Source organism: Hymenobacter arizonensis (assembly GCF_900115775.1).
In the GTDB taxonomy this organism is placed as follows: Bacteria; Bacteroidota; Bacteroidia; order Cytophagales; family Hymenobacteraceae; genus Hymenobacter; species Hymenobacter arizonensis.
In genome coordinates, this window is the sequence record NZ_FOXS01000003.1 from 650,430 (window position 1) to 675,492 (window position 25,063).

A 25,063-nucleotide genomic window follows, 5' to 3' on the forward strand; every position below is an offset into this window, starting at 1 on the left:
CTTGCCCGTATAATCGTTCGCTGCTCTCATGCCCTCTCGCTACCTGTTGTTGCTATTGCTGCTGGTGCTACCGCAGCTATCCAACCTCGCCCAAGCCCAAACCCCCACCGATACTACCCGCACCGTTGCCCTGCCCGAAGCCACCGTTACGGGCTACGGCCAGCGGTTGCCGCTCCGCCGCACGGCCGCCGCCATTGGCGTCATCGATGCCCGCGTGATTCAGCAGTTCAACCCGGCTGCTCTCACCCAGGCCGTAAACACGCTGCCCGGCGTGCGGCTCGAAGAGCGGGCCACGGCCAGCTACCGCCTCAACATCCGGGGCAGCACGCTGCGCTCGCCCTTTGGGGTGCGCAACGTGAAAGTGTATTACAACGGCATCCCTTTTACCGAAGCCAGCGGCAGCACCCCGCTCAACCTGCTCGACCCCGCCATCATTGGGCGGCTGGAGGTGATAAAAGGACCGGCCGGCAGCGTGTACGGCGCGGGCACGGGCGGCGTAGCCCTATTCGGCACGCCGGAGGTAGCCCCGGGCACCAGCCGGGTGGCTGCGGGGGCCACGGTGGGCAGCTTTGGCCTGCGCCGCAACACGATACTCGCCGAAACGGGCACCGCCACCAGCAGCGTGCGCGCCCAATACGCCCACCAGGAGCTGGACGGCTACCGCGAACAAAGCGCCTTACGCCGCGATGTGTTTGCGCTGGACGTGCGCACCGTAGCATCGCCCAAAACCACCCTGGCCGCGCATCTGCTGTACACCGATATCAACTACCAACTTCCGGGTGGCCTCACCCGCGCCCAGTTTTCGGCCAACCCGCGGCAGGCGCGGCCCAGCACGCCCACTGCTCCCGGCACCGTGGCCCAGCAAGCGTTCTATGCCTCGCGCACCGGCCTGCTCGGCCTCACCCACGAGTACCGCTTCACCGATGCGCTTGAGCTGCAAACCACGCTCTACGGCAGCGGCACGGCCATTCGCACGCCATTTCTGGTTGACTACGAACGCAACACGGCCCTGGGTACGGGCGGGCGCTCGGCCCTCAGCTACCGCACGGCACTGGCCGGCCGCGTGCTCCGGCTGCAGGGCGGGGGCGAGTTTCAGGGCAGCTTCGCCAACGGCCGGAGCTACCAGAACAACCGCGGCACCCCCGGGGTGCTGCGCTACGACGACGAAATTCAAACCACCACCGGCTTCGTGTTTGCGCAAGCCGACTACACCCTGCCAGCCGACTTTCTCCTGACCGTGGCCGCCAGCTACAACCGCCTCAACTACCGCATTGCACGGGTGAGCAACGCCGTGGCCCAGCCCAGCAACTACGAGTTCAGCCGCAGCTTTCGGCCAGAGGTGTCGCCACGGGTAGCCCTGCTCAAAGAGTTTAGCCCCAACCTGTCGGTGTACGCCAGCGTCAGTACCGGTTTTTCCCCGCCCACCATCGAGGAAATCCGGCCCTCAGATGCCAGCCTCAACAGCGAGCTGCAAGCCGAGCGCGGCACCAGCTACGAGGTGGGCACGCGCGGCAATTTCTTCGCCAACCGCCTTACCTACGAAGTCAATGTCTTCGATTTTGAGCTGCGCCAAACCGTGGTCAGCAGCACCACCGACCTCGGCGTGGTGGTGTTCCGCAACACCGGCAGCACCCGCCAGCGCGGCCTCGAAGCGGCCCTTAGCGGCTGGCTCTGGAGCGAGGTAGAAGAGCGGCCGGACTTTCCTGACGACGTGTTCTCCACCGGGCGTGGCCTGCGCGCCTGGGGCAGCTACGCCTACAACAACTTCCGGTTCGGCAGCTACTCCAGCGGCGGCCAGGACCTGCGCGGCAACCGCCTCACCGGCACCACGCCCCACACCCTCAGCGCCGGCCTGGATTTCAGCGAGCGCCTCGGCTTCTACTTCAACCCCAACCTCAGCCACCAGGCCCGCGTCGTGCTCAACGATGCCAACACCGAGGAGGCTCCCGGCTACTGGGTATTTGGAGCGCGGGGCGGCTGGCGGCGCACCCTGGCGGGCCACCTCGAAACCAATATCTACGCCGGCATAGACAACGCTACCGACCGCAACTATAGCCTCGGCAACGACCTAAATGCTTTCGGGGGGCGCTACTTCCAATCGGCCCCGGGCCGCGCCTGGTACACGGGCTTGCAGCTGGGCTGGCGCTGGTAGCAAATCCAGCAAGCCGCAAACGCAAAACGGCTTCCATCGCGGTGATGGAAGCCGTTTTTCATTCGGGAAGGAGCGAGGTTAGTTGGGACCTTGCTCTTCGGGTAGGGTGAAGGCCCGGTCGCTGGGGTCGGTGAGCTCGCGGGGCAGGTTCTCGTCGCTGGCGCGGGCGGGGCCTGAGGCCGACGCGGCTTCGCGGTCCATGCGCATGGAGTCGTCCTCCATGTCGTCATGGGTCTGGCCGCCGCCGGGCTTGTTGTCGTCAACTATCTGGCCGTAGGTTTCGGCTTCGAGCATGGGCGTAGAAGCACCGTCCCCGATGTTCGGGTCCTGGCTGTTGGCGTCGTTCTGGTCGTCGTTCTGTGGAGACATGGGGTTTCAATTAACAATTATCAATGAGCAATTAACAATTAGTGATTAACAACTGATAATGAGCAATTAGCAGTGGCCAACTAGTAGCCTTTCCTTGCGGATGACTACTGTTGCGCACTGTTAATTGCTCATTGTCAATTGTTCGCTACTAGTTGTCTTCCGGCGACTTCGTGCTGGCCGATTCGTCGCGGGTGTTGTGGGTGCCACCGCCAGCATAGCGCGGGTCGTCGAGGGCCCAGGCGGCTTTCTGCTCGTCGTAGTTCTCGTCTTGGGTAGCGCGCACGGCGGCGGGGTTCTGGTTTTGCTCCACGTGGCCGGGCTGGTCTTCGGGGTTGGCGGGGGCATCGCGGGCGTCCTTTTCGCGGTCGCGGAATTCACTGAACTCGTCTGGGTTATCGTTCGAGCCGTCGCGGCCTGCTTGTTGGTTGGTTGGCATAACGGAAGGGGCTTGGCCGGCTACCGGGTTGTTGGGGTCGATGCCGCCAAACTCGCCGTAGTTAGGGCTGTGAGCGTTAATAATGGGGTCGTTCGGGTTGGGGCGGGCCGCGGCGGCACGTTCCTGCTGGTCTTCGGGGCGGAAGTCGTTGTCCGGCGGATTGGGAGTGTTTTGCGTATTCATGGGAAAGAAGAAAAGAAGGAGTAAACGGGCCAAGCCCATCTTTCTGGTTCTTTACGCAAACCAGCCGGCGTCGGCTATTTCGGTGCCGGAAGGTCCTCATTATCAATCTTTATTCCACTCTGTTTTTACGTTTTAAGCCATGAGCGATTCCATTGCGCACAACGCCCAGAACCAAGAATTTACCACCCTTCGCAAAGGCCACCAGGCCGAGCTGGCCTATTCCTTTCCCGCCGATGGGGTCATCGACTTCACCCACACGTTTGTCGACGAGGGCCTCCGCGGCCAGGGCGTGGCCGACGAGCTGGCCCGCGCCGGCCTGGCCTTCGCAAAAGATAAAAACCTGAAAGTGAAAACGAGCTGCACGTTCATGGCTGGCTTCGTGAAGCGGCACGATGCCGAATACGCCGATATGCTGGCGTAGCTAAGAACCAAGGACTTATCTGCCAGAAAGCCCCGGCTTTGCTTAGAAGTTGTTTAAGTTGATGTTTATTGGCTCTGATGGCGCGGGGCTGTGCCCCGCGTCGCTTAACTGGCGGGCCTCTAGGCCCGCGCAAGTTGGGGGTGTCAGGGGTCTTAATTCAACGACCACAGGCCAGAGGCCTGCTAATAGCCCGTCACGGGGCACAGCCCCGCGCCATCAGAAGCCATCAGAAGCCATCAGAAGCCATCAGAATTAATTTAAACAGTCTCTTAGAGCCGTATACTTATTTAATCTTTAACGGTGGCCCTCAGAGGACTCTGAAACGGTCCGGTCCGACCGCCCTAGGCGGTCGGACCGGAGCAACGACTTAAAATTTGGGTAAGGCCCTGGCTCTGATTCAGAGCCAGGGCTTTCTAACTTTCAAAATGCAACGGTTGCCAGCTGGCCAAATGCTGCCGCTGCCGAGGCTGAATAGGAACCTCGCTACACTTGCACGTAAGGGTGCCGTTTGCGCTCGTGGCGCAACGGACTCATCGGTTCAGAACGCAGTATCATTGCAAGGCGACTTGAGGCGTATTTTCGCCTAACTCATCCCCATTTTCTTCCCGTTCCCACCATGCCCGACATCACCCCCACCGAACTTCATCAGCGCCAGCAAGCCGGCGAGACGCCCACCATCATCGACGTGCGCGAAACCTGGGAGCACGAGGAAGGCCGCATTGCCGGCGCCCAAAACATTCCCCTTAATTCCCTGCCCGAAAAGCTCGACGACCTCGACGAGCTGAAAGACCAGGAAATCATTGTGCACTGCAAGGGCGGCAGCCGCTCGGCCTCGGCCAAAGCCTACCTCACCCAGCAGGGTTTCACCAACGTGCGCAACCTGGAAGGCGGCTTCCAGGCCTACACGGCCGCTGGTATATAATTGCGAAACCACGTTTTGCCCCGGGTTCGGCGGTGGCCACAGCATCAAAAGCTGCGGGCCAGCCGCCGAACCCGGGGCAATTCATTTAGGGCAACTGCAGCTTGCCATCGGGTGCGTAGGTAAGCTCGCCGCGGTCCACTAGGTCGCGCACCGTGGCCGTAACGGCCGCCGCCTGCCGGGGCTCGAAGGCTGCCAGCAGTTCCCGCGGGCTCTGGCTCGCATGGCGAATGTGCTGCAGCACTGGCTCGCGCAGCAAGCCCGTGTCCGCGGTGGCCTGAGCAGCCTTTTTCTCGGCCAAGCAGATGTCGCACACTCCGCAACGGGCCGGGTCGGTTTCATCGAAATAAGTGAGCAACAGCACCTGGCGGCAGCGCGTGCCACTCAGGTACTGGCCCACGGCGTTGGTCTTGTGGCGGGCCAGGTCGCGGGCCGCCGTCATGCGCACTTGGTCGATGGGCAGCGTGGGGGCATCGAAGCGCTGGGTGGTAAACATGGCCTGCGGCGACTCCTGCCGCGGCTGATAGTGCAGGATGCCGGCCGTGTGCAGGTAGCGCAGCTGCTGGCGCACTTCCACCACGCTGCGGCGCAGGTGCGTGGCCAGCGAATTCTCCGAAATGGTCTGAAAATCTGAAAAGAGCTCGCCCCCGTGCAGCCGCAGCAGCGCCTTTATTAACTGGTCGTGCTGCGCATTGGCCACCTGAAAGGCGTACAAGTCCTGGTGGTTCAATATGAGGTGCACCCGGGCCGGCGTGTTCACCGCCTCGTTGAGCTGCACGAAGCCCTCGCGCTGCAAAATCTTCAGCGAATTGTGCGCGTCCACGGCCTTGATGCGGTAGGTTTCGGCAAACTGCTGCAAGTCGAATTCAAACGCCGCGAGCTCGCCGCCGCCCACCGCCGTGCGCGAGTAATTGGCCAGCGCCTGGTACACGCGCCGCACCGTATCGAGCGGCGGAAACGACTGGTTGGTGCGGCGCCGCAGCTCGTCGGCGTCGTTGGGGCCGGCCAGCAGCACGGCAAAGGCATACTTGCCGTCGCGCCCGGCGCGGCCGGCTTCCTGGTAGTAGGCCTCCAGGGTATCAGGGGCGTCGAGGTGCACCACCAGGCGCACGTCGGGCTTGTCGATGCCCATGCCGAAGGCGTTGGTGGCCACAATGAGGCGCACCTTGTCGCCAATCCAGTCTTGCTGCACCTGGGTGCGCTTGTCCGAAGGCAGGCCCGCGTGGTAATGGGCCGCCGAAAACTTGTGCTGCTGCAGAAACGCGGCCGTGTCCTCAGTTTGCCGCCGCGTGCGGGCGTACACAATGCAAGTGTTGCCGGGCCCCACGCCGCGCACCACCTCCAACAGGCGGCGCAGCTTGTCCTCGGTGTGCAGCACCGAATACGACAGCTTGGGCCGGGCAAAGCTCTGCCGAAACACCCCGTGCCCCACCCGAAAATTGAGCTTCGCCACAATGTCGGCCTGCACCTGCGCCGTGGCGGTGGCCGTGAGGGCAATCACCGGCACCTCCGGGGGCAGCACGGCCCGCAGCTCCGCAATGCGCAGGTAGGGCGGCCGGAAGTCGTAGCCCCACTGCGAGAGGCAGTGCGCCTCGTCGATGGCCAGCAGCCCCACGTTCATCTTGGCCACCCGCACCCGAAACAGCTCCGTGAGCAGCCGCTCGGGCGACACGTACAGGAACTTCACGTTGCGGCCGTACACGCAGTTGTCCAGCGCATGGTCGATTTCTTGGTGGCTCATGCCCGCGTAAATGGCCTCCGCCTTCAGCCCGCGCTTGCGCAGGTTATCGACCTGGTCCTTCATCAAAGCAATGAGCGGTGACACCACAATGCAGATGCCCGGCCGCGCCAGCGCCGGCACCTGAAAGCAGATGCTCTTGCCGCCACCCGTGGGCAGCAGGGCCAGCGTGTCGTGCCCCGCCAGCACCGAATTGATGATGTCTTCCTGCCCCGGTCGGAATGCCTTGTGGCCCCAATGCTCGCGCAGCAGCGCCAGGGGCGAGGTTTCGGTAGGAGGGGAGGGCATAGGGCGAAGATACTGCCTTCAAAAATCGGATTCATTACCTGGCTATTTTCCAGGTCTTAGTTTGTCTCATCAGGGCAGAATAAATGACCGGAAGAGGAAGTACAAAGAGTAATATTCAATCCATCCCTAACCTGGCGTCGTAGCTTGGGCTTGCTTAATTATTAAATGTCTTTGCCTCAATTTATGCGCCTCGGCTACCTACTGCTTTTACTTATTATATGTCCGCCGCTAGTGCGAGCTCAAACCCAGCCCCCGGCAGCAGAGGCGCAACCCACCAAAGCCAAGGGCGATAAGCCTAGCTTCATTCCTTTTCCCATTGTCTTCTCACAGCCCGAAACAGGGTTGGGGTATGGGCTGGCCGTGCTGCCGGTGTTTCGGTTGGGGACTGACTCGACTACGCGCAAGTCCAATGCCCGCCTCATCGGCTGGCGCACCCAGAATAAGCAGAGCCTAATTCAGCTCACTCATAGCGTTTTCACTCCCGGCGAGCGGTTCTTGCTTTCCGGCGAAGCCAGCTTCTACAACCGTTTTCCGATTAACTACTACGGCTTCGGACCCACCACCACCCTCGCCGATAAATCCGTCATCGAGTATCAGGTTTTCGTCTTTCAGCAACGCGCCCTCAAGCGGTTGGCTCCCGCCTTCTTCGCCGGCCTGCAGTACCGGCTGACCGACTTGCGCAACGTGCGGGTTAACGAGGGCATCGGCAACGTGCCCCTCAACAGTCGGCTTTTCGACCGCCCGGCCCGCGAGTACGAGCAAAACACATTCATCGCCGGGCTCGGGCCCGCCCTGCTCTACGATGGCCGCGACAACGTGCTGAGCACATTCCGCGGCAGCTACCTGGATATGTCGGCCCTGTTCAACGGCAAGGGCTTAGGAAGCGACTATCGTTTCACGCGCTACGTCCTGGATGCGCGCCACTTCCGGTCCCTGACCACCGACAACTCTACCATCCTGGCCCTGCAGCTGGTGGGGCAACTGCAGGCCGGCGACGTGCCCTTCCGGGAGCTCGCCAACCTGGGCGGCGCCAACCTGCTGCGGGGCTACTACGAAGGCCGCTTCCGCGACCGCCAGCTGCTGGCCGCCCAGGCTGAAATCCGCCGCGCGCTGTTCGGCCGCTTCAATGGCGTGCTGTTTGGGGGCGTGGGGCAGGTCGGCAACACCCTCGGCGATTTCGACCGTGGCGGCCTGAAACTCGCGGGTGGGGCCGGGCTGCGATTCCAGTTTAACCGCCGCGACCGGCTCAACGTGCGCCTCGACTACGGCGTTGGGCGGGGCAGCTCCAGCGGCGTGTACTTCGGAATCGGCGAATCGTTTTAAGCCCCATCCCATGCTGCAGCTTGCTTCGTTTTGGACCCTTTACTTTGGGCTGCACAGCCTGCTGGCCACCACCTGGCTGAAGGAGGCAGTTGCGCGGCAGTGGCCGTCCGCGGCCCGTTTCTACCGATTGTTTTACAATCAAGTGTCGGTGTGGGGCTTTCTGCTGATACTCCGTTACCAGAACCAGCTGCCCGAAACCCAGTTCTTCACGCCTTCCCTACTGGCCCTGGGGCTGGGCTACGCCCTCCTGGCAACGGGAGTGGTGGTAGCCGTGGCAGCGTTGCGGGGCTACGACCTGGCCGAGTTCGCGGGCTGGGCTTACGTGCGGCGCGGTTCCGCGGCCGCCAACGTTCCGCTCCAAACCGGGGGCTTCAATGGCGTGGTGCGTCACCCGCTGTACCTGGGCGTGGGGCTGGGGCTCCTCGGCTTTTGGCTGCTCGCGCCCACCGGGCCGCGCACCGTATTTGTTGGCTGCAACCTGGCGTATCTGCTGGTGGGCACCCGCCTCGAAGAGCGCAAGCTGCTCACCCGGTTCGGCGCCGCTTATGCCCGCTACCAAAAGCAGGTGCCGCAGCTGCTGCCCCTAAAAGGACGGAACCTGACCTCTCGCTAAAACCGGGCGAACCCGGTCATTCGAGAAATCAGGTTCCAATTCTTAACGGTTATTTCTGCTCGTTCAGGTCCCAGTTATAGGGCATAAACGTGGGCTTGGCCTCGGCAGCAACCTTGTTTCCGGTAGTGTACTTGTTCAGCGTCTTCGCCAGGGTGTTGTCGCCTTTCTTGAAGTCGCCGGGGTAGAAATCAAATATTTCCGAAACCTGCGGGGCGTTGGCGGGCGTGAGCTTGTTCTTGGTGGGGTCGTTGATGAAGTCACGCGCCTGGTCTTCGAGCTGTTGGTTGAGGCGGCTGCCCACGTAGGCCTCGTTGCGCAGTTTGGGGCACGAAATGGCCGCGCACACCAAGGCAAAATGCACCCGGTACTCGCCCTCGAACTTGCGCCGAATCAGGCGCTGCTCCAGGTCGTTGAGGCAATACCGGTCCTTGTCGTTGCCCAGGCGAATGAAGCGCTGGTCCCACACGGTGTTTACCAGGGTTTTGTCGCCGCCCAGCTGGCGGATGCTCTTCACCGGGTAGCCGCGCAGCACCCGCTGAATGGTGAACGCATTATAGGCGTTGAGCCAGTAGGCAAGCTGGTCGTCTTTGCTCCACTGCTCGTTGGGCAGCGTGTTGCTCACCGTCGTCAGGTAGCCACTCAGTTGGGTAGAGTCGGCCAAAAACGCACGGTAGTTCACCATGCCTTGGCCGTTCACATGCTTTTTGAGCAGCGCATCAAAAGGCGCATGGTTCACGGGCTTGGTTCCGGGCATGGTTGGGTCCAGGGCCTTCACGTAGCGGAGGTACTGGCAGCTGCCCACCAAGGGCCCTAGCAGCAGCGTAAGCGCCAGGAGCAAAAACATGCGGGAACGACGGAAAAAAACGGTCATAAACAGACAGGGCCTAAACGGCCAAAAGAGAATTAAAATCGGGTGTCGCACAAACCTACGCAGGGGCTTTTGGTTTGGATGCCACCGGCGGAAAGCCGAACCAAATGCCTTGTTTTTAGCTCAACCACAAACCGTGCGGCGCAGCGAAACGTAGTTGAGGCACTTCTTTCGGCCGGACAGCTGTCCTTTCTGTCAATTAATTGATTTTATGTTTCTAACCCCTACTCCATTCGGGCGCCTCGCGCCCGTAGCGGCCCTGGTATGTGCCTTGGTACCCGCGGCTTACGCGCAGACTGTCGCCCCCGTCACGGGCACCGTTACCGATGCGCAGCGCCAGCCGCTGGCCGGCGCCACGGTGGTGCTCAACCCCGGCAACATTGGCACGGCTACCGGTCCCAACGGGTCGTTTTCGCTCAATGCTCCGGCGGGCAGCTACACAGCCACTATTTCCTATTTGGGTTATAAACTCGCTACCCAGGCCATCACCGTGGCCGAGGGCGGCACGGCTACCGTCAACGCCGTCCTGGCCCAGGACCCCCTGCTGATGGACGCCGTGGTGGTGACCGGCACCTTCAACCCCCAGAGCAAGCTGGAAAGCTCCACTTCCGTAACCTCGCTCAACGCCCGCCAGATTCAGACGCGGCTTTCGCGCGGTACCGCCGACCTGCTCATGGCTGTGCCGGGCTTCCGGGTAAACTCCGACGGCGGCGAAGCGGCCAACTCCGTGTCGGCCCGCGGCCTGCCGGCCAACGCCGAGTCGGGTTTCGGCTTTTTGCAGCTCATGGAAGACGGCCTGCCGCTACTGGAAGTGGGCGGCCTCACCTTCGCCAAAAGCGACATCCACATGCGCGTGGACGAAACGCTTGACCGCCTCGAAGTAGTGCGCGGCGGCTCGGCCGGCATTCAGGCCAACAACGCGCCCGGCGGCATCATCAATTTCCTGAGCAAGACCGGCAACACCGGCCAGATTGGCGGCACCGTGAAGCTGACCGGCGGTGACCAGGGCTTCTACTCCGACCGCACCGGCCTGAACCAACTGCTCGGTTTGCAGCGCATCGACGCCAATGTGGGCGGCCCCATCAAGGGCACGCCGCTGCGCTTCAACATCGGCGGCTTCTACCGCAAAGACGACGGCACGCGCTACATGGGCTTCCCCATGAACCAGGGCGGGCAGGTGAAAGCCAACGTGACCTACAACCTGAAAAACGGCTACGTGCGCGTCTACGGCAAGTACCTCAACGACCGGGTGGCCTACCTCACCAGCATTCCCTACCGCAACCTCAGCAACCCCGAGCAGATTCCGGGCGGGCCCGACCTGCGCCGCGGCACCATGTACTCGGAGCACCAGCGCTACCAAGACATTCCCAACCCCTTCAACAACGGCCAGGGCCGCCTGCGCCGCGACCTGGCCGACGGGCAGCACTCGCGCTACAAGTCCATCAGCTCGGAAGTATTCTTCGACCTGGGCAACGGCTTCACCCTGCAAAACAACTCGCGCCTGCTCGACGCCAACCTGAGCACCGACGGCGTGTACGACCTTACGCCGCCCCTTCCCGGCATAGAAAACGGGCTGGTGCGCTCGCTGCTCGAAGGTTTCAACCCACTCGGCGTCAATGGCTTTGAGTTGCGCTACGCCGACAACAACCAGTTGGTAGCCAGCGGGGCATACAACCGCACCACGCGCGCCATTACGCCCACCGGCGGCAACTTCAACTTCAACGGCAACGGGCTGGTGAACATCGCCGGCATCTTCCCCGACGACAAGCCTGCTACCAACGCCATCAACAAGCTGCAGCTGGGCAAAACGCTGGGCGGCCACCGCCTCAGTGCTGGCTGGTACGCCTCGCGCTACAACATCAAAGAGCGGCTGAGCTACAACCAAGTGGTGCAGGAAGTGGCCAACCGCCCGCGCCTGCTCAACCTCACGCTCACCTCTGACCAGGCCACGGCGCTGGCCGGACGGCCCGTGCAGGTCACGCAAAACGGCTTCCTGTCCTACAGCTTCGGCACGGCCGGCAGCCTGCTGGCCAACACCGACGGCACCACCCAAATCAACAGCCTGTTTTTCGGCGACGAGTGGACCGTAACCGACAAGCTGAACCTGGACCTGGGCCTGCGCTACGAAGCCAGCAACAACTTTGGCCGGGCCGGCAAGTCGGCCCAGATTGTCAACCTGGACCCACGCTTTACATTCCTGAACTCTGCTGCCAACCCTGCCGGCTCCAACGGCGGCCTCGACGGCGACTACACCACGCGATACGACAACACCTACCTGCAGAACACCGGCGAATTCCGCACCTGGGACTTCCTGTTCCAGACGGTAAACGTATCGGTAGGCGCCAACTACAAGCTCGACCCGCGCACTGCCGTGTACGCCCGTTACTCCAACTCTGGCGTGGCCCCCACCAACGACCAGTGGGCCTTCGGCAGCGACCCCAGCGACCCCACCGGCAACACCACCGTTCGCGGCGCCATTCAGCGGGTGCAGCAGGCCGAATTGGGCGTGAAAGCCAGCACCGACCGCCTCGGCCTGGGCCTGACCACCTTCTACAGCCGCAACACCGACATTCCCTTCACCGTGCAGCAGGTGAACCCCGCCGGTGGCTTCACCCTCAACCGCCAGCGCGGCAGCGTGCAAAGCGCCGGCGTAGAAGCCGAAATCACCGTCCAACCCGTGACCGGCCTCACCCTGCGCGGCATCGGCACGTTGCAGACGGCCCGCATCATCGAGTTCAACCAGCTGGATGAAACCGGCCGCCTGATTTCCATCGCCGGCAACCGCCTCGAAGACACGCCCGACATTCTGCTCGAAGCTGGCTTTGAATACACCCGCGGTGGCTTCGACGTGTTCAGCAACTACCGCTTCTTCGGCGACCGGTACGCCAACCGCCGCAACACCATTCTGCTGCCCAGCTACGGTGTGCTATTCGGTGGCGTCGGCTACAACTTCGCCGGCAGCCTCAAAGGCGTACGCCTTTCGGTTCAGGGCACTAACATCCTCAACGCCTTAGGCTTCGGCGACGCCGCCGCCCGCAACGGCGAAAACAGCGCCGCCACCAGCCTGGCTTTCATCGAAAACCCAACCGTGAACCCCGCCACCGGCCGCACGCCAGCCCAGTCGGCCAACAACCTCGTTCGCCCCATTCTGCCGCGCAACATCACCGCCAGCATCGGCTACTCCTTCTAATCAAAGCTTCCATCAGTTCATCAAAAAAGCCCCAGCCGCATTGGCCGGGGCTTTTTTATTGCTGGCAAATCCCATCCGTTAATCAATCACTGGGGCCCGCTCAAAGGGCTGGCTCCGGTCAAACAAGTAGCGGAAGGTGCCGTGGGTGCGCCAAATTTCGCCGCCGATGGTTTCGGCCACGCGCATCATCTTGGGGTTAAAGTCGCCAATCCAGTTCATTACAAAATCTTCGTAGTGCACCTTGCTCGTGTCCTGCACCGTTTTGGAGGCAGCCAGGATGAAGGCCATTTCCAGTCCTTTGCGCTGGTGGTCGGGCACGATGCCGAAGGCAATGCCGGTCATGGTGCGCACGGCCCCGCGCCAGCGGTGCCAGGCAAACTTGGCCTTGCCCCACCAGTTCAAGTTGCCGCCCACGTAGCGAAACAGCTCGTTGAGCTCGGGCAAGGCAATGAAGAAGCCCACCGGCTCGCCGTGGTGGTAGGCAAACCAGCAGATTTTCTCGTCGATGATGGGCCGCAGCTTGCGCATGATGTTGGCCGCTTGCTCGGGCGCCATCTCCTTCACGCCGTCGTGCTTCACCCAGGCCTTGTTGTAAATCTGCCGGAAGTCTTCGGCGTACTTCGCCAGGTTTTTTACGCGGAGGTGCTCGAAGCTGTAGTTCGGGTCGTTGAACAGCACCGCCGCTTTCTCCTGGTACTCGGGCGTGAGCGGCGCCGCCACATCGCGGAAGTAAGTGTATTGGTTGAAATAGAGCTGAAAACCATAGTTCTCCAGCAATTGCCGGTAGTAGGGCGGATTGTAGTTCTGCGTGTACAGCGGCGAGCCGAAATTATCGAGCAGCAGCCCCCACCACTGGTCGCGGTCGCCGAAATTGATGGGCCCGTCCATGGCCTGCATGCCCTGCGCCTGCAGCCATTCCCGGCAGCCGTCGAGCAGCATGTTGGCAGCGGCTTGGTTATCCACGCACTCAAAGAAGCCCATGCCGCCCGTGGGCTGCGCAAACGTGTTGGCCGTGCGCTCGTTCACAAACGCGGCCACGCGCCCGATGGTCTTGCCCGAGGCATCGAGCAACAGCCACCGCACAAGCTGCCCGTGGCGGAAATACTTGTTTTTCTGCTTATCGAACACCGTCTCAATGTCCCGGTCCAGGGGCCGCACGTAGTGCGGGTCGCCTTGGTATAGGCGTACCGGAAACGCTAAAAATTCGCGGGCATGACCTGGGGTCACCACTTCTTGAAGCTGCATAATGAACACAGGATTAGCACTGGTGGCGGAGCTTTGGTGCTCCCCACCAGTGGAGCAGAGTTGAATTTCACAATCTATAAAACAAATGGCTGGCAGTGGCAGACAAGTTGCCCACCGAGTCCAGTACCTCGAGCAAACGCGAAGCAAAAGGATGCAGGCCAGGAGCCGATTGAAAGTATAGGTAATAAGGATACGACTGAAAAGCGCATCCTGGTTCTTATGAATGCTCAGCCCTTCGTCCCGCATAAGCTCAACAGGCGGTTTTCCCTTAACAAGTACCAGACCCAAGCTAGCGCCATCATGCTAGGGACAAATGCTCGCCATAAAATTCCACAGCCAAAAACACGTGTAGCCCGCAGGACAAGGTCTTCGCCAGGCTCGGGTCACGCATTCGGCTTAAAAGCAAAAGCTGAGCTTGGAGAAAGCTCCCTTAGGGCACTGCCCTCAATGGGTGCGAAACCCGCTAGACTTTCCCTTTGCTAGACGCTTACAAACAGGTGAGCCCGCACCGATGTGGTGCCCCTAGCTGCTGCAAGCTTCCAGGGCTGCCAAAAGCAGCATCGATTTCACGAAATACAGTCAACAAAAAAAGCCCGGCACCTCACGGCACCGGGCTTGTCGACATGATGAAGCCGAAGCTTAGGCTGCAGCCTTCTCGCCGTTCTCACGGTCGTCGATGGCTTTGCGCAGCTTGGCGATGGCCTGCACAGCACGCTCCTCGTCAAGACGGTTGATGTTAAGCAACATCTTGGTCTTCTCGGGGCGGGTAATCACCGGGTGGTTCAGCAAGCGGATGATTTCCTCTTTCTGAGCCGCCGTGGCGTACTGCACCGGAGCAGCTTGCTCGGCAGCAACGGCTGGCACCTCGGCGGGTACTACCTGCATGGCGGGCACGGGGACGGGCGCGGCTTTGGGAGCTACTACCTCAGCCACAGCGGGCGTATTGGTGTTGTAGTCCATTTCCTCAGCAGGCGTGGGCTCGTAACCAGCGGCGCGGATAATCCAGGCCAGGCAGTTGCGGTACGCCTTGCCGATGGCACGGGTCTGCGCCATGCTCATGATGGCAAATTCCTGGTAGAACTTCTTGCCGCTCTCCTTATTCGAGCACACGGCGAAGCCTGCGCCTACAGTAATCTGATGACGGATGTCAAACAGAGTCACCTTGGCTTGATATTTCATTTCCTGGTCGCTGCTCACGTTGATAACGTGCTCCACGATGGGCACAATGCCCAGGCGCGAACCAGCGTACTGCCAGCCTTCAACGTTCACGAACTCCTTGCCCTGCACATTCGTGGTGAGCTTGTTGTCCTTGATGAACTTAGCGAGGTCCTTCGCCAGGTCCAGCGTCTCGTCGGAGCGGCTGATGTCGTAGCTCTCGACTTTAACTTTCTTGGTAATGTCCTTGGTGGTTTTGGTGGCCTCGTTCATGGCTGTGTTCTTTAGTAATGTGTCCAACTGATGTTCGTATGTATAACCCAAAGGTAGAAATAAACGTGCCAAAAAAGCCAGAAATATTAGCAAATTTTATCGCTGTAAATCAGTTAATTATCAGCAATAGTAAAATTTGTTAAAACTAACGTGGTTGGGACGGGTCGGGTTGCGGTATTCAAACCAAATTGGGCTCTCTTTAATTCCGGCAGAGTTACTTAAAGCCAATGCCCTAGGTCGCGCAATTTGGCCTGAAATCCGTGCCAGCAGGCCGCCAGAACAATAGCGGCCTAATAGTGCTTAGCTTAGCTCTATGCCACCGGTTGGTGTGGCCAAGCTCACTTTTAAACACCGCGTGTATGAGGCTACTGCTTGGGCTTAGCTGGCTGTTCTGGATGTGCCTAAGTGGCCCTGCTGCCGGGCAGCAGGTGCAGGAAGCAGAAATCCGTTTTGAGATTGCCAACGCCGGCCTCACCGTCGACGGCACCCTATCCGGCCTGCAGGCCACGGTGCAGTTCGACCCCGCGCGCCTGGAGCAGTCCCGCATTCAGGCGTCGGTGCCAGTTAGCAGCATCAAAACGGGCATTGGTTTGCGCGACCGGCATTTGCTAAAGCCGGAATATTTCGACGCAGCTAAGTACCCAGCCATCACCATGCAGTCCACCGCGTTTCGCAAAACGGGGCCCAATCAGTTTGAAGGGGTTTTTACCCTCACAATAAAGGGAGTGCAGCGAGAAGTGAAAATGCCGTTCACAGTTTCGGGTGCCAACGAGTTTCAGGGCCGCCTCAGCCTCAACCGCCTCGACTACAACGTGGGCAAGGTAAGCCTGCTGCTATCCGATAAAGTAGCCGTTACCATCCGCATGAAATCGGGCAAGGGTGCCTGAGAACTGGCTCGGCTAGCCGCCTTCCAGGATGTGACCGTCGCGCATCACAATCTTGCGGTCGGCCATCTCGGCCAGCTGGTCGTTGTGCGTCACAATGACAAACGTTTGGCCCAGCTCTTTGCGCAGCAAAAAGAAAATCTGGTGCAGCTCCTGGGCGTTTTTGGTGTCGAGGTTGCCGCTGGGCTCGTCGGCAAAAATGATTTCGGGCGAGTTAATCAGGGCGCGGGCCACGGACACGCGCTGCTGCTCGCCGCCGCTCATCTCGCTGGGCTTGTGGTCGGCGCGGAACTCCATGTTGAGCATGCCGAGGAGCTCGCGGGCCCGTACGCGCACTTCTTTTTCGGAGCGGCCAGCCAGGTAGGCGGGTAGGCACACGTTTTCGAGGGCCGTAAACTCGGGCAGCAAGTTGTGAAACTGGAAGATGAATCCGATGTGCCGGTTGCGGAAGCGTGCCAAGTCATTGCGGCCCAGGCTGCTAACCGACTCGCCATCAAACAGAACCTCGCCCGAGTCGGGGCTGTCCAGCGTGCCGAGAATGTGCAGCAAAGTGCTTTTGCCAGCGCCCGAAGAGCCCACGATGCTGACGATTTCCGACTTCTCAATCGTTAAATCGATGCCCTTGAGCACGTTCAGGGAGTTATAACTCTTATGAATGTTGATAGCTTGCAGCAACGGCGGGCAACGATAAGCGTGAACAATGCGGTAGTGGCAAAGCTACGCACAATCCGGGCGGGGCGCAGCTGGGCCGTATGTACATACGAAGCAAACAGATTGGCGTAAATCTTTTTTGACGGTGACTGGACCATTTCCCATGCCCCAACCTCTGTTTTTGTGGCGCCGCTGGTGGCTGTTCGCCTTGCTGGTCCTGGGCCTTGTGCCATTGTTGGTGCTGTGGTCGTGGCCTCGGCTCCCCAACGACGCGGGCCAGCGCGTGGCCCTGGAGTTAGCCACTGCTGGCAACGGTCGCACGCTCACGGAAGGGGAGGGGCACGCCGCCTTGGCCTACGACAGCACCCGCCTGCGCGGCGTGAGCTGGGTGGGCGGCGACTCCACCACGGCCGCCGAGCTGGAGCCTTTGCGCCAAGCCCACGTGACGTGGATAGCTCAAATGCCCTTCGGCTGGCAGGCCGGGGCCAACGAGCCAACTATAAGGGTGCGCACCGAGCGGCGGCCCGGCCGGGGTAGCTACTGGGGCGAAAGCGACGCCGGCATCATCCACACCGCCCAGTTGGCGCACCAGCACGGCATCCGCACTCTTCTAAAGCCCCACCTGTGGGTGCGGGGCAACGGCACCTGGCCCGGCGACATCAACATGACCAGCCCGAAAGACTGGGACGCGTGGTTTGCCAGCTATTCCAGCTACATTCTCCATTACGCCAAGGTGGCCGAGGAAGCAAAGTTCGATGGTCTGTGCATCGGCACCGAGCTGCTGCACGCCACCGAGCCCGCCCACGAAAAAGCCTGGCGCAAGCTCATCCGCGAGATTCGGCGCGTGTACCACGGCCCGCTCACCTACGCCGCCAACTGGAGCATTGAATACCAGCAAATCAAGTTCTGGGATGCGCTGGATTATGTGGGTATTCAAGCCTACTTCCCGCTGAGCACGGCGGCTCAGCCTTCGCTGGATGCGCTGCTGCAAGGCTGGCAGCCCCACTTAAAGGAACTGGCCGCATGGCAGAAAAAAATCAAGAAGCCTATCGTTTTCACCGAAGTAGGCTATAAAACAACCTCAGATGCCGCCGTCCGGCCCTGGGAGTGGCCGGAGCGCACGGCGGCCCTGGCCACGCCCGACGAGGCCACGCAGGCCCGTTGCTACGAAGCCTTATTCAGGGCTTGTTGGGGTCAGCTGTGGCTGAAAGGCATGTTTATCTGGAAATGGTACCCCGGCCTGGCCGCCGATGGACCGGCCCGTCGCCACGCCGATTTCACACCGCAGCACAAGCCCGCCGAGGCGGTACTGTCGCGTTGGTATGGGCAATAAGAGCCGAAAGGCGTACTTTCGCGTCAGCAACCGAAGGTCAGCGAAGATAAACCCACCCCTTTACCGTTTTTATGAACATTCACGAATACCAGGGTAAGGAAATCCTGAAAAAATACGGCGTCCGTATCCAAGAAGGCATCGTAGCCGACACGCCCGAGGAGGCCGTAGCCGCCGCCGAAAAACTGACTGCCGACACCGGTACTAGCTGGTACGTCATCAAGGCGCAAATCCACGCCGGCGGACGGGGCAAAGGGGGCGGAGTGAAGCTCGCCAAGGGCATCGATAAGGTGAAAGACATTGCAAGCGAAATCATCGGCATGCAGCTTGTCACCAAGCAAACCGGTGCCGAAGGCCGCAAAGTGCACAAAGTGCTGGTAGCCCAGGACGTGTACTACCCCGGCGACTCGGAGCCCAAGGAATACTACATGAGCGTACTGCTCGACCGCGCCACCGGCAAAAACGTCATCATCTACACCACCGAGGGTGGCATGGACATCGAGGAAGTAGCCGAGGCGCATCCCGAGAAAATCCACCGCGAGCACATCGACCCCAGCGTGGGCCTGCAAGGCTTCCAAGCTCGCAAAATTGCCTTCAACCTCGGTTTGGAAGGTGAAGCACAAAAGGAAATGGTGAAGTTCGTGACCGCTCTTTACAAAGCGTACGACGAAACCGACAGCGCAATGTTCGAAATCAACCCCGTGTTGAAAACTTCGGACAACAAAATCCTGGCCGTTGACGCCAAAGTGACGCTGGACGAAAACGCCCTGTTCCGTCACAAGGATTTCGTGGCCCTGCGCGACTTCAACGAGGAAGACCCCCTGGAAGTAGAAGCCAGCCAGAACAGCCTGAACTACGTGAAGCTCGACGGCAACGTGGGCTGCATGGTAAACGGTGCCGGCTTGGCCATGGCCACCATGGACATCATCAAGCTGTCGGGTGGCGAGCCTGCCAACTTCCTCGACGTAGGGGGTGGAGCCAACGCCCAGACTGTTGAAGCTGGCTTCCGCATCATCCTGAAGGACCCGAACGTGAAGGCCATCCTCATCAACATCTTCGGCGGCATCGTGCGTTGCGACCGGGTTGCCAACGGTGTGGTAGAGGCCTACAAAGCCATCGGCGACATCCGCGTGCCCATCATCGTGCGCCTGCAAGGCACCAACGCCGAAGAAGGCGCCCGCATCATCGACGAAAGCGGCCTGAAAGTGTCTTCGGCTGTATTGCTGAAAGATGCCGCTGCCCGCGTAAAAGAAGTGCTGGCTACCGCGTAGTTTGTCAGTTAGTAGTTGCCGATAGTCAGCGCCAATCGGCCATAAAGAAGCCCGCCTGAGCAATCAGACGGGCTTCTTTATTTGGCCGTATGCGTTGATGACGTGTGCGCCTAACAGCGTACAATCAGCAACGGATATCTATTTCTCCTCAGCTACGCCGATGTTTTCTTCGGCTTCTACCGGCACGGCCTTGCCCTGCACTCGCAGTTCTACTTCCATGTTGCCACGGGTGCCTACCGAGTAGGGGCAGATTTTGTGGGCTTGACGCACCATATCGATGGTCTTGGCTTCGTCGAACTTCTTGAGGTCAACGTCAAGAATGGCGCTCAGGCCGTAGGCCTCGCCTTCCTGAAACAGCGTAACCGAACATTTTACGCTGGTATCGTTGTCGAGCCGGTCGCCGGCCTTTTGGGCAATGACGAGCAGCGCCTGCTGGAAGCACGAAGCGTAGCCAGCGGCAAACAGTTCTTCGGGGTTAGTAGCACCTTTTTTGCCGCCCAAGCCTTCGGGAACCGACATGTCGAGGTCGATGATGCCAGTGGCGGAACGGACATGGCCGCTACGGCCACCAACGGCCGAAGCATCGGCCGTGTACAGATTCTTTTTCATAAATGGATGTAGAAAGTGGAGGGATTTAACCAAGAAGTCCTGTTGGCTTAACTGCTTTTGGGCCGGTTGGGTTGTGCTAGTTCTGGCAAGGTCCTGAGGAATTGTAGCCACAGATTTGGTCAACCTCCCTTTTGAGGCTACTTTTGCACTCCTATCCAGACCCGGCCACGTCGTACAACGGATAGTATGAGAGTTTCCGAAGCTCTTGATTTAGGTTCGATTCCTAACGTGGCCACTGAAAACCCCTTCTGCAGCTTGTGGAAGGGGTTTTGTGTTTCTACATCAACCCAACAAGTAGGTTGACTTCTGATTATCGGGGGCGGCAAGTGCATCAGAAGTGCGGGCCTTGAGCAAAATGCAGTCACGTAGCGCGCCGCCACCTAGTTACTTATTAGTCTCCAGCCTCTGGGAGTACGGTGTGACAATAAACAAGTAAGAGCTAAGAAGAATGAGTGAGCCGACCGCACGCATTCTGATGGCCCAGCGGTTGCCGGCACAATGCTTGATATAATGCCGAAGACCTTGAAAATATAAGGCTACTCGACATAATTTACTTATATAAATTATAGCTAAGCAACTATTATATGGCGTAATAAGTACACTTGGTCCTGAAAGAGGAACGGCTAGCCAAAGCAGCTCGTTGTAAATCATTGATAGGTATACTTTTTATGCGTAAACGCACTACTTCTATTATTGCTCCGGGCACTCGGAGCTTCGGCTTACTCTTAGTGAGCTGCTTGCTGCTAATGTTCTTCGGGTTCTCCCCGACTCAGTCGCACGCGCAGGTGCGAATCATGCCTTTGGGCAACTCCATCACCAACGGCACCAAGGACTATAACAGCTATCGACGGTCCCTTTGGCATAAGCTGCAAGCAGGAGGGTATAGGGTAGATTTTGTGGGTTCTCAATCTACCAACAAGGAAGGCTTCCTTCCACCCAACCCAGATTTCGACCTTGACCACGAGGGACACGCCGGCTGGAAGGCCGATGAGCTGTTGCAGAAAATTGGCGGTTGGGCAGCATCCCACCGCCCCGATGTGCTGCTCCTGCATGCTGGCACCAACGACGTACGAATGGGGCAAAAAGCAACGGACACGCGTGATGAGCTTGGGCAAATCATTGACAAGGTGCGGCAGACTAACCCGAATGTGAAAGTGCTGCTGGCTCAGATAATTCCCACCAGGTCGGTTTTTCCCTACGAAAACGCTGGTATTCTAGAGCTTAACTCCCTGTTGCCGGCCTTGGCTGCGCAAAAGAATACGGCTCAGTCGCCGGTGGTTATTGTGGACCAGTACACGGGCATGAGGACCGTCGAAGACATGTACGACGGTATTCACCCAAATGAATTAGGTGAAGAGAAGATGGCCGTCCGCTGGTACGAGAAGCTGCAGCAGATACTGCCGTCGCCTAATCCGTTGCCGGTTGAGCTGGTGCAGTTCACTGCCAAGGCCGCGCGGACGGGAGTTCAATTAGACTGGGCCACGGCTACCGAGCGCAACAACGCCGGCTTCACAGTAGAACGCAGCGTCACTGGCACTGCTTTTACGGCCGTGGGGCAAGTGGAAGGGCATGGCACCAGCAGCAGCCGGCATTCCTATTCCCTGCTCGATGCCCAAGCCCCGGCCGAACCGCTGCTCTACTACCGCCTGCGCCAAACCGACCTCGACGGCACCGACACTTTCTCGGAGGTGGTGAGTGTGGTGCCTTCTGCCAGCGCTACACTGGTGCTGAGTCCGGTTCCCACCGAGAAGCTTCTTGTGGTGAGTGGCTTGTTAGCAAATGACGAAATCACCATCTGGAACATCAGTGGCCAGGTTGTGCAGCGCCAGCCTACGGCTGCGGCCCGCATGGAGCTTGATGTATCTGGCCTCCCCGGTGGCGTGTATTTCGTGCGGGCTGGCTTGCAGCGGGCTCGCTTTGTCAAATTCTAGTGGCAAGTAAGTAGCGGCGATAAAAAGTAACAACAGCAACGGGCCCGGAAATCAGTCGATTTCCGGGCCCGTTGCTGTTGTAGGGTGGCCACTTAGTAGGCCAGTTGCAGGCGGCTAGCGAATTGCTCTGCTAGCGGGCTACTGCTCGTTGTTCTTCCTGTTTTTCATCAGCGGGAGCTAGCCGACTGTTTGGGCGACTGGCCTGCTCGCGTGCTTGGTCCGAAGACCACTCATTCACGGTTGGCTTGCCAGAATCTTCGAGGTAATTCAACAGTCGATTTAGCTGCCGGCCCAGTAGCTTGCCAAGCGGTTTTTCGACCGAGTTTGAAATGAGATAAGCGGCAAGCAGCATTACGACGAGCAAGCCGACTAGCAGCACGTACCGGTCAACCAAATGACTAAATCGGTGAAAAACCACGTAGCCGATGTGGCCGTGCAGCAAGTACAGGGGGTAGGTGACCGCGCCAAGCTTGGCCAGCCATTCCTGCCGCCCAAAGTTGAGGATGCCAAAGGCTACCAGGCCCACCAAGATGAAAAATGAGGTGACAATGCCCAGCACAACGGCTTCCTGAACACCGTGTTCGGCCATGCCGTAGCGGCCGTAACGTACGGCGAGCAAATAAGCAACTAGCATAAAAGCGTAGCGCACCCATGTGCGCCCAGCGGGTTGCTGCATCAGGTAGAAAAGCATACCCGCTACGAAGTAGGCCGCGTGCTGGGGAAAAAACAGGGTTGTGAAAGGCGTATTGCCCATGTTCAAATAGGGCGCCACCACCGCATACGCCAGCAACAACCCGATGGCCAGGTTGATGTGGGGCATGAGTTTGTAGGAAATCAGCAGGGAGATAAAAAAGTAAAAGCTGATTTCGACGGTGAGCGACCAGTACGCTTGGTCGACGTTGACCTGGCCCCAGAATTCCTGGAGCATGGTGAGGTTCTGCAGGTATTGGCGGGTCCCAACGTTGAGAATTGGGGCCGACAGCTCATCGAGGGGACCCGTGCCCCAAAACCGGACAATGAGAAAGGTGAGGGTGCAGGCAATCCAGAAAGCAGGGTACAGCCGCTGAACCCGGGAAACGAAGAACTGACGCACGGTTTTGCCCTGCGCGCTAAGCAGCACGACGTAGCCGCTGATGATGAAAAATAGCTGAACGCCGAGGTAACCGTACCGGGTAACGGGGCTGAGCTCGGGATAAGCAACGGGGCTCAAGTTGTCGGCCCCGTAGGCGCGGTGGGTGTAGTGGTACAACACCACAGCCAAGGCGGCCAGAAATCGGAATAAATCGATTTCATACTGACGGGAGGGGAGTTTGGCTTGCGGTTCCATACTCGGACTTAAATAGGTAGCAGTTTTCGATGACAAGAGCGGTTGTCATCGAAATGGAAGGAAATAGGCTATAGAGAAATGCGCTTAGGGCCAGCCGCTGCTAGCGCGCATGTGCCTGAATAGGACTGCCGGGACATTGCAATTGCCCAACAAGCAGGTGCAATGGCCATTTTAAAGCCAGACTAAATGCGTATTGATGCTTTCGGTACAAAAAGCGAAACGTACTAGAGCAACTATGCTACTAAAGCAGGAGACTGAAACAATACGGTCAACTACACCCAACCACGAGCGGCACCAGCCATCGGAAAATACAAAATTGTGGTCGGTAGCCTGTCTGAAGCTACGTAGTAGGCAAGTAGCGAGCTATAAAACGAGAGGCAGGAGCTACAGCCAGGCGCAAATAGCACTTGGTCAGGAGCTATTGACAGCCTCCAATCATGGGGGAGTAAAAAATAGGACGTGGGCTAGACGTAGCAAGATAAAGTGCTGTAATGATTGGGAAACCTGATTTAAACAGGACTGTCGGGCTAATTCCCGATGAAGTTACGTACAACGTGCCACATGCGTTGGCCTTTTATTACGTCAAACTCTTCCTGATTCAACTAAATAATTACAATAGATGCGTTGTTTCAAGGACATAATTTATGTTGAATAATGAAAAAATTATATTCAATATGAAGCAACATTTTTTACGTGCGAACTATCTTGGTTACAATTTGTGAAAACCAAGCACCCCTAATTGCAACAGAGAGCTTGAAAAAGCAATAAATGGTTGGGTACCAGTTAGCTTTTATAAACGGTGGTTGGGGCTATTTCTTAGCCGTCACAGCCCGAAACCGGGCCAGTGGAGCGCCAAGGGTATCGTCCGAATACAGGCTAAGGATGTTGCCGCTGATGCGGTAGTTCTGGGCTTGGTTGAGGGCCTGCAGAAAGTTGCCTTCTGCGGCCAAATCGGGGCAGGCGCTGCGGGTAGTGGCCAGCGGACCCAGCCGCAGCTGACCCACGGCGGGGGCGGTATAAGGGCCCGAAAACTTGTTGCAGCCCGCGCGGCCTTCGACCCGGGTGCGGCCTTCTTGCAGCAGCAAATAGGGAGTTTGCTCCATGTCTGGAGCCGTTTGGCCGGCCAGCTCGCGGAGCTCCCAGCGCACGTTGCGCAGGGGAGCAGCGGTGGGCGCAGTGTTGTCGACGGCCGCCACTACGGGCCCCCCTGTGGGGCGCTCGGCCAGGTCGTAGCTGCACGCGGCCGGAACCAGCAACACCAGCACGGCGGCTGGGCGGAAACAGGAAGGTAACTTCATGGCAGGTCGTTCTAAGGGAGAGTCTTATGCTTGTTTTACGAAGTTCAGGCATTTTAGTAGCGCCCAATAGGGCACAGCGCTGCCCAGACCCCTTAGGTAACGGGCACTGGGCCGGTAGCGCCGACTGCACAAGCCACATTCGGGTGGGCTTGATTTCTTTCGACAGAAACGAGAAAGGAAGTCCGCTAGCCTTGGGCCGGTTCGCTGCCAGAAGTGGGCGGCGCTCAGATGACCCTCAGCTATTTGGTAACCGAGACCAATCGTGGAAAAACAAGTCGGCCGCTGGCCAGAGCAGCCCTTTTCGGCTTTCCACAGCACCCCTGTACGCGGTGTGAAAGGTTGATTTTTAACCCTTAACCTCGTTTTGCCGTATATGGGGCTCTAACTATTTCTCTCACCCATTCCCACAACCATGAATATCAAACCATTTTTCGCTACCCTCGCCCTGACTGCCGCCATTTCTGCGCCCGCTTTTGCCCAGGATGTGAAAACCAAGAGCGATAGCGAAAAAACCAAGACCAAGGCCGATGGTATGATGAACAAGACCAAGGTGGCCGACGATGGTAAGATGAAGCTCAAAGGCAAGTCG

At 59.2% G+C, this 25,063-nt stretch carries 20 protein-coding genes and 1 tRNA gene; 11 read left to right on the top strand and 10 right to left on the bottom strand.

The features are described from left to right. The first annotated feature begins 28 nt into the window (after nt 1–28). Nucleotides 29–2,152, top strand: a complete 2,124-nt coding sequence (locus BMZ66_RS14260) for a TonB-dependent receptor (protein WP_092674608.1) — start codon at nt 29–31, stop codon at nt 2,150–2,152. Nucleotides 2,153–2,230: 78 nt separating this feature from the next. On the opposite strand, the gene BMZ66_RS14265 is transcribed toward BMZ66_RS14260, so the two are convergent. Together BMZ66_RS14265 and BMZ66_RS14270 are read right to left on the bottom strand one after the other, a co-directional pair. Then, on the bottom strand, nt 2,231–2,521 hold the full coding sequence (locus tag BMZ66_RS14265; protein WP_092674611.1) for a hypothetical protein: 291 nt from the start codon (nt 2,519–2,521) through the stop codon (nt 2,231–2,233). A 148-nt stretch (nt 2,522–2,669) separates the two neighbouring features. Further along, on the bottom strand, nt 2,670–3,140 hold the full coding sequence (locus tag BMZ66_RS14270) for a hypothetical protein (protein ID WP_092674614.1): 471 nt from the start codon (nt 3,138–3,140) through the stop codon (nt 2,670–2,672). Nucleotides 3,141–3,279: 139 nt separating this feature from the next. Here BMZ66_RS14270 and BMZ66_RS14275 point away from each other — a divergent pair, with 139 nt between their 5' ends. Together BMZ66_RS14275 and BMZ66_RS14280 are read left to right on the top strand one after the other, a co-directional pair. Beyond that, nucleotides 3,280–3,561 carry a GNAT family N-acetyltransferase gene (locus BMZ66_RS14275; RefSeq protein ID WP_092674617.1) on the top strand — a complete coding sequence of 94 codons (282 nt, stop codon included), beginning with the start codon at nt 3,280–3,282 and terminating at the stop codon, nt 3,559–3,561. A 616-nt stretch (nt 3,562–4,177) separates the two neighbouring features. Beyond that, nucleotides 4,178–4,483, top strand: coding sequence for a rhodanese-like domain-containing protein (locus tag BMZ66_RS14280; protein WP_092674620.1), 306 nt, complete (start codon nt 4,178–4,180; stop codon nt 4,481–4,483). Between the two features lie 85 nt (nt 4,484–4,568). Here BMZ66_RS14280 and BMZ66_RS14285 read toward each other — a convergent pair whose 3' ends face one another. After that, nucleotides 4,569–6,506 carry a RecQ family ATP-dependent DNA helicase gene (locus BMZ66_RS14285; RefSeq protein WP_092674623.1) on the bottom strand — a complete coding sequence of 646 codons (1,938 nt, stop codon included), beginning with the start codon at nt 6,504–6,506 and terminating at the stop codon, nt 4,569–4,571. A gap of 165 nt (nt 6,507–6,671) precedes the next feature. On the opposite strand from BMZ66_RS14285, the gene BMZ66_RS14290 reads away from it, so the two are divergent. Together BMZ66_RS14290 and BMZ66_RS14295 are read left to right on the top strand one after the other, a co-directional pair. Continuing rightward, a complete protein-coding gene (locus BMZ66_RS14290; protein ID WP_092674626.1) occupies nt 6,672–7,829 on the top strand; it encodes a BamA/TamA family outer membrane protein in 1,158 nt (385 codons plus the stop codon). 10 nt (nt 7,830–7,839) lie between these two features. After that, on the top strand, nt 7,840–8,442 hold the full coding sequence (locus BMZ66_RS14295) for an NnrU family protein (protein ID WP_092674629.1): 603 nt from the start codon (nt 7,840–7,842) through the stop codon (nt 8,440–8,442). 49 nt (nt 8,443–8,491) lie between these two features. Here the strand turns inward: BMZ66_RS14295 and BMZ66_RS14300 are convergent, their stop codons facing one another. Beyond that, a complete protein-coding gene (locus BMZ66_RS14300) occupies nt 8,492–9,313 on the bottom strand; it encodes a DUF547 domain-containing protein (protein ID WP_092674632.1) in 822 nt (273 codons plus the stop codon). Between the two features lie 208 nt (nt 9,314–9,521). On the opposite strand from BMZ66_RS14300, the gene BMZ66_RS14305 reads away from it, so the two are divergent. Continuing rightward, the gene (locus BMZ66_RS14305) at nt 9,522–12,500 is read left to right on the top strand and encodes a TonB-dependent receptor (protein WP_092674636.1); all 2,979 of its coding nucleotides are present in this window, start codon (nt 9,522–9,524) and stop codon (nt 12,498–12,500) included. A gap of 78 nt (nt 12,501–12,578) precedes the next feature. Here BMZ66_RS14305 and BMZ66_RS14310 read toward each other — a convergent pair whose 3' ends face one another. Beyond that, entirely contained in the window at nt 12,579–13,745 is a 1,167-nt protein-coding gene (locus BMZ66_RS14310; RefSeq protein ID WP_092674639.1) for a hypothetical protein, read from the bottom strand. Between the two features lie 639 nt (nt 13,746–14,384). Further along, entirely contained in the window at nt 14,385–15,173 is a 789-nt protein-coding gene (locus tag BMZ66_RS14315; protein ID WP_092674642.1) for a hypothetical protein, read from the bottom strand. Between the two features lie 359 nt (nt 15,174–15,532). Between BMZ66_RS14315 and BMZ66_RS14320 the strand changes: the two genes are divergently transcribed. Then, on the top strand, nt 15,533–16,060 hold the full coding sequence (locus BMZ66_RS14320) for a YceI family protein (protein WP_092674646.1): 528 nt from the start codon (nt 15,533–15,535) through the stop codon (nt 16,058–16,060). Between the two features lie 12 nt (nt 16,061–16,072). On the opposite strand, the gene BMZ66_RS14325 is transcribed toward BMZ66_RS14320, so the two are convergent. Beyond that, nucleotides 16,073–16,732 carry an ABC transporter ATP-binding protein gene (locus tag BMZ66_RS14325; protein WP_092674649.1) on the bottom strand — a complete coding sequence of 220 codons (660 nt, stop codon included), beginning with the start codon at nt 16,730–16,732 and terminating at the stop codon, nt 16,073–16,075. 139 nt (nt 16,733–16,871) lie between these two features. Here BMZ66_RS14325 and BMZ66_RS14330 point away from each other — a divergent pair, with 139 nt between their 5' ends. Next, nucleotides 16,872–18,041: a glycoside hydrolase family 113 gene (locus BMZ66_RS14330; RefSeq protein WP_092674652.1), complete on the top strand. Its 1,170-nt coding sequence runs from the start codon at nt 16,872–16,874 to the stop codon at nt 18,039–18,041. Between the two features lie 71 nt (nt 18,042–18,112). Then, entirely contained in the window at nt 18,113–19,309 is a 1,197-nt protein-coding gene (gene sucC, locus BMZ66_RS14335) for an ADP-forming succinate--CoA ligase subunit beta (protein WP_092674655.1), read from the top strand. Nucleotides 19,310–19,447: 138 nt separating this feature from the next. Here sucC and BMZ66_RS14340 read toward each other — a convergent pair whose 3' ends face one another. Beyond that, nucleotides 19,448–19,918 (bottom strand): Ohr family peroxiredoxin, encoded by a 471-nt coding sequence (locus BMZ66_RS14340; RefSeq protein WP_092674658.1) that lies wholly within the window; start codon nt 19,916–19,918, stop codon nt 19,448–19,450. A gap of 163 nt (nt 19,919–20,081) precedes the next feature. Between BMZ66_RS14340 and BMZ66_RS14345 the strand changes: the two genes are divergently transcribed. Both BMZ66_RS14345 and BMZ66_RS14350 read left to right on the top strand, forming a co-directional pair. Further along, nucleotides 20,082–20,153, top strand: a tRNA-Arg gene (locus BMZ66_RS14345). 511 nt (nt 20,154–20,664) lie between these two features. Further along, nucleotides 20,665–21,849 carry a GDSL-type esterase/lipase family protein gene (locus BMZ66_RS14350; RefSeq protein WP_214607003.1) on the top strand — a complete coding sequence of 395 codons (1,185 nt, stop codon included), beginning with the start codon at nt 20,665–20,667 and terminating at the stop codon, nt 21,847–21,849. A 130-nt stretch (nt 21,850–21,979) separates the two neighbouring features. On the opposite strand, the gene BMZ66_RS14355 is transcribed toward BMZ66_RS14350, so the two are convergent. Next, entirely contained in the window at nt 21,980–23,176 is a 1,197-nt protein-coding gene (locus BMZ66_RS14355) for an acyltransferase family protein (RefSeq protein ID WP_092674665.1), read from the bottom strand. 809 nt (nt 23,177–23,985) lie between these two features. Then, a complete protein-coding gene (locus BMZ66_RS14360) occupies nt 23,986–24,474 on the bottom strand; it encodes an META domain-containing protein (RefSeq protein WP_092674669.1) in 489 nt (162 codons plus the stop codon). Nucleotides 24,475–25,063: the final 589 nt, after the last annotated feature.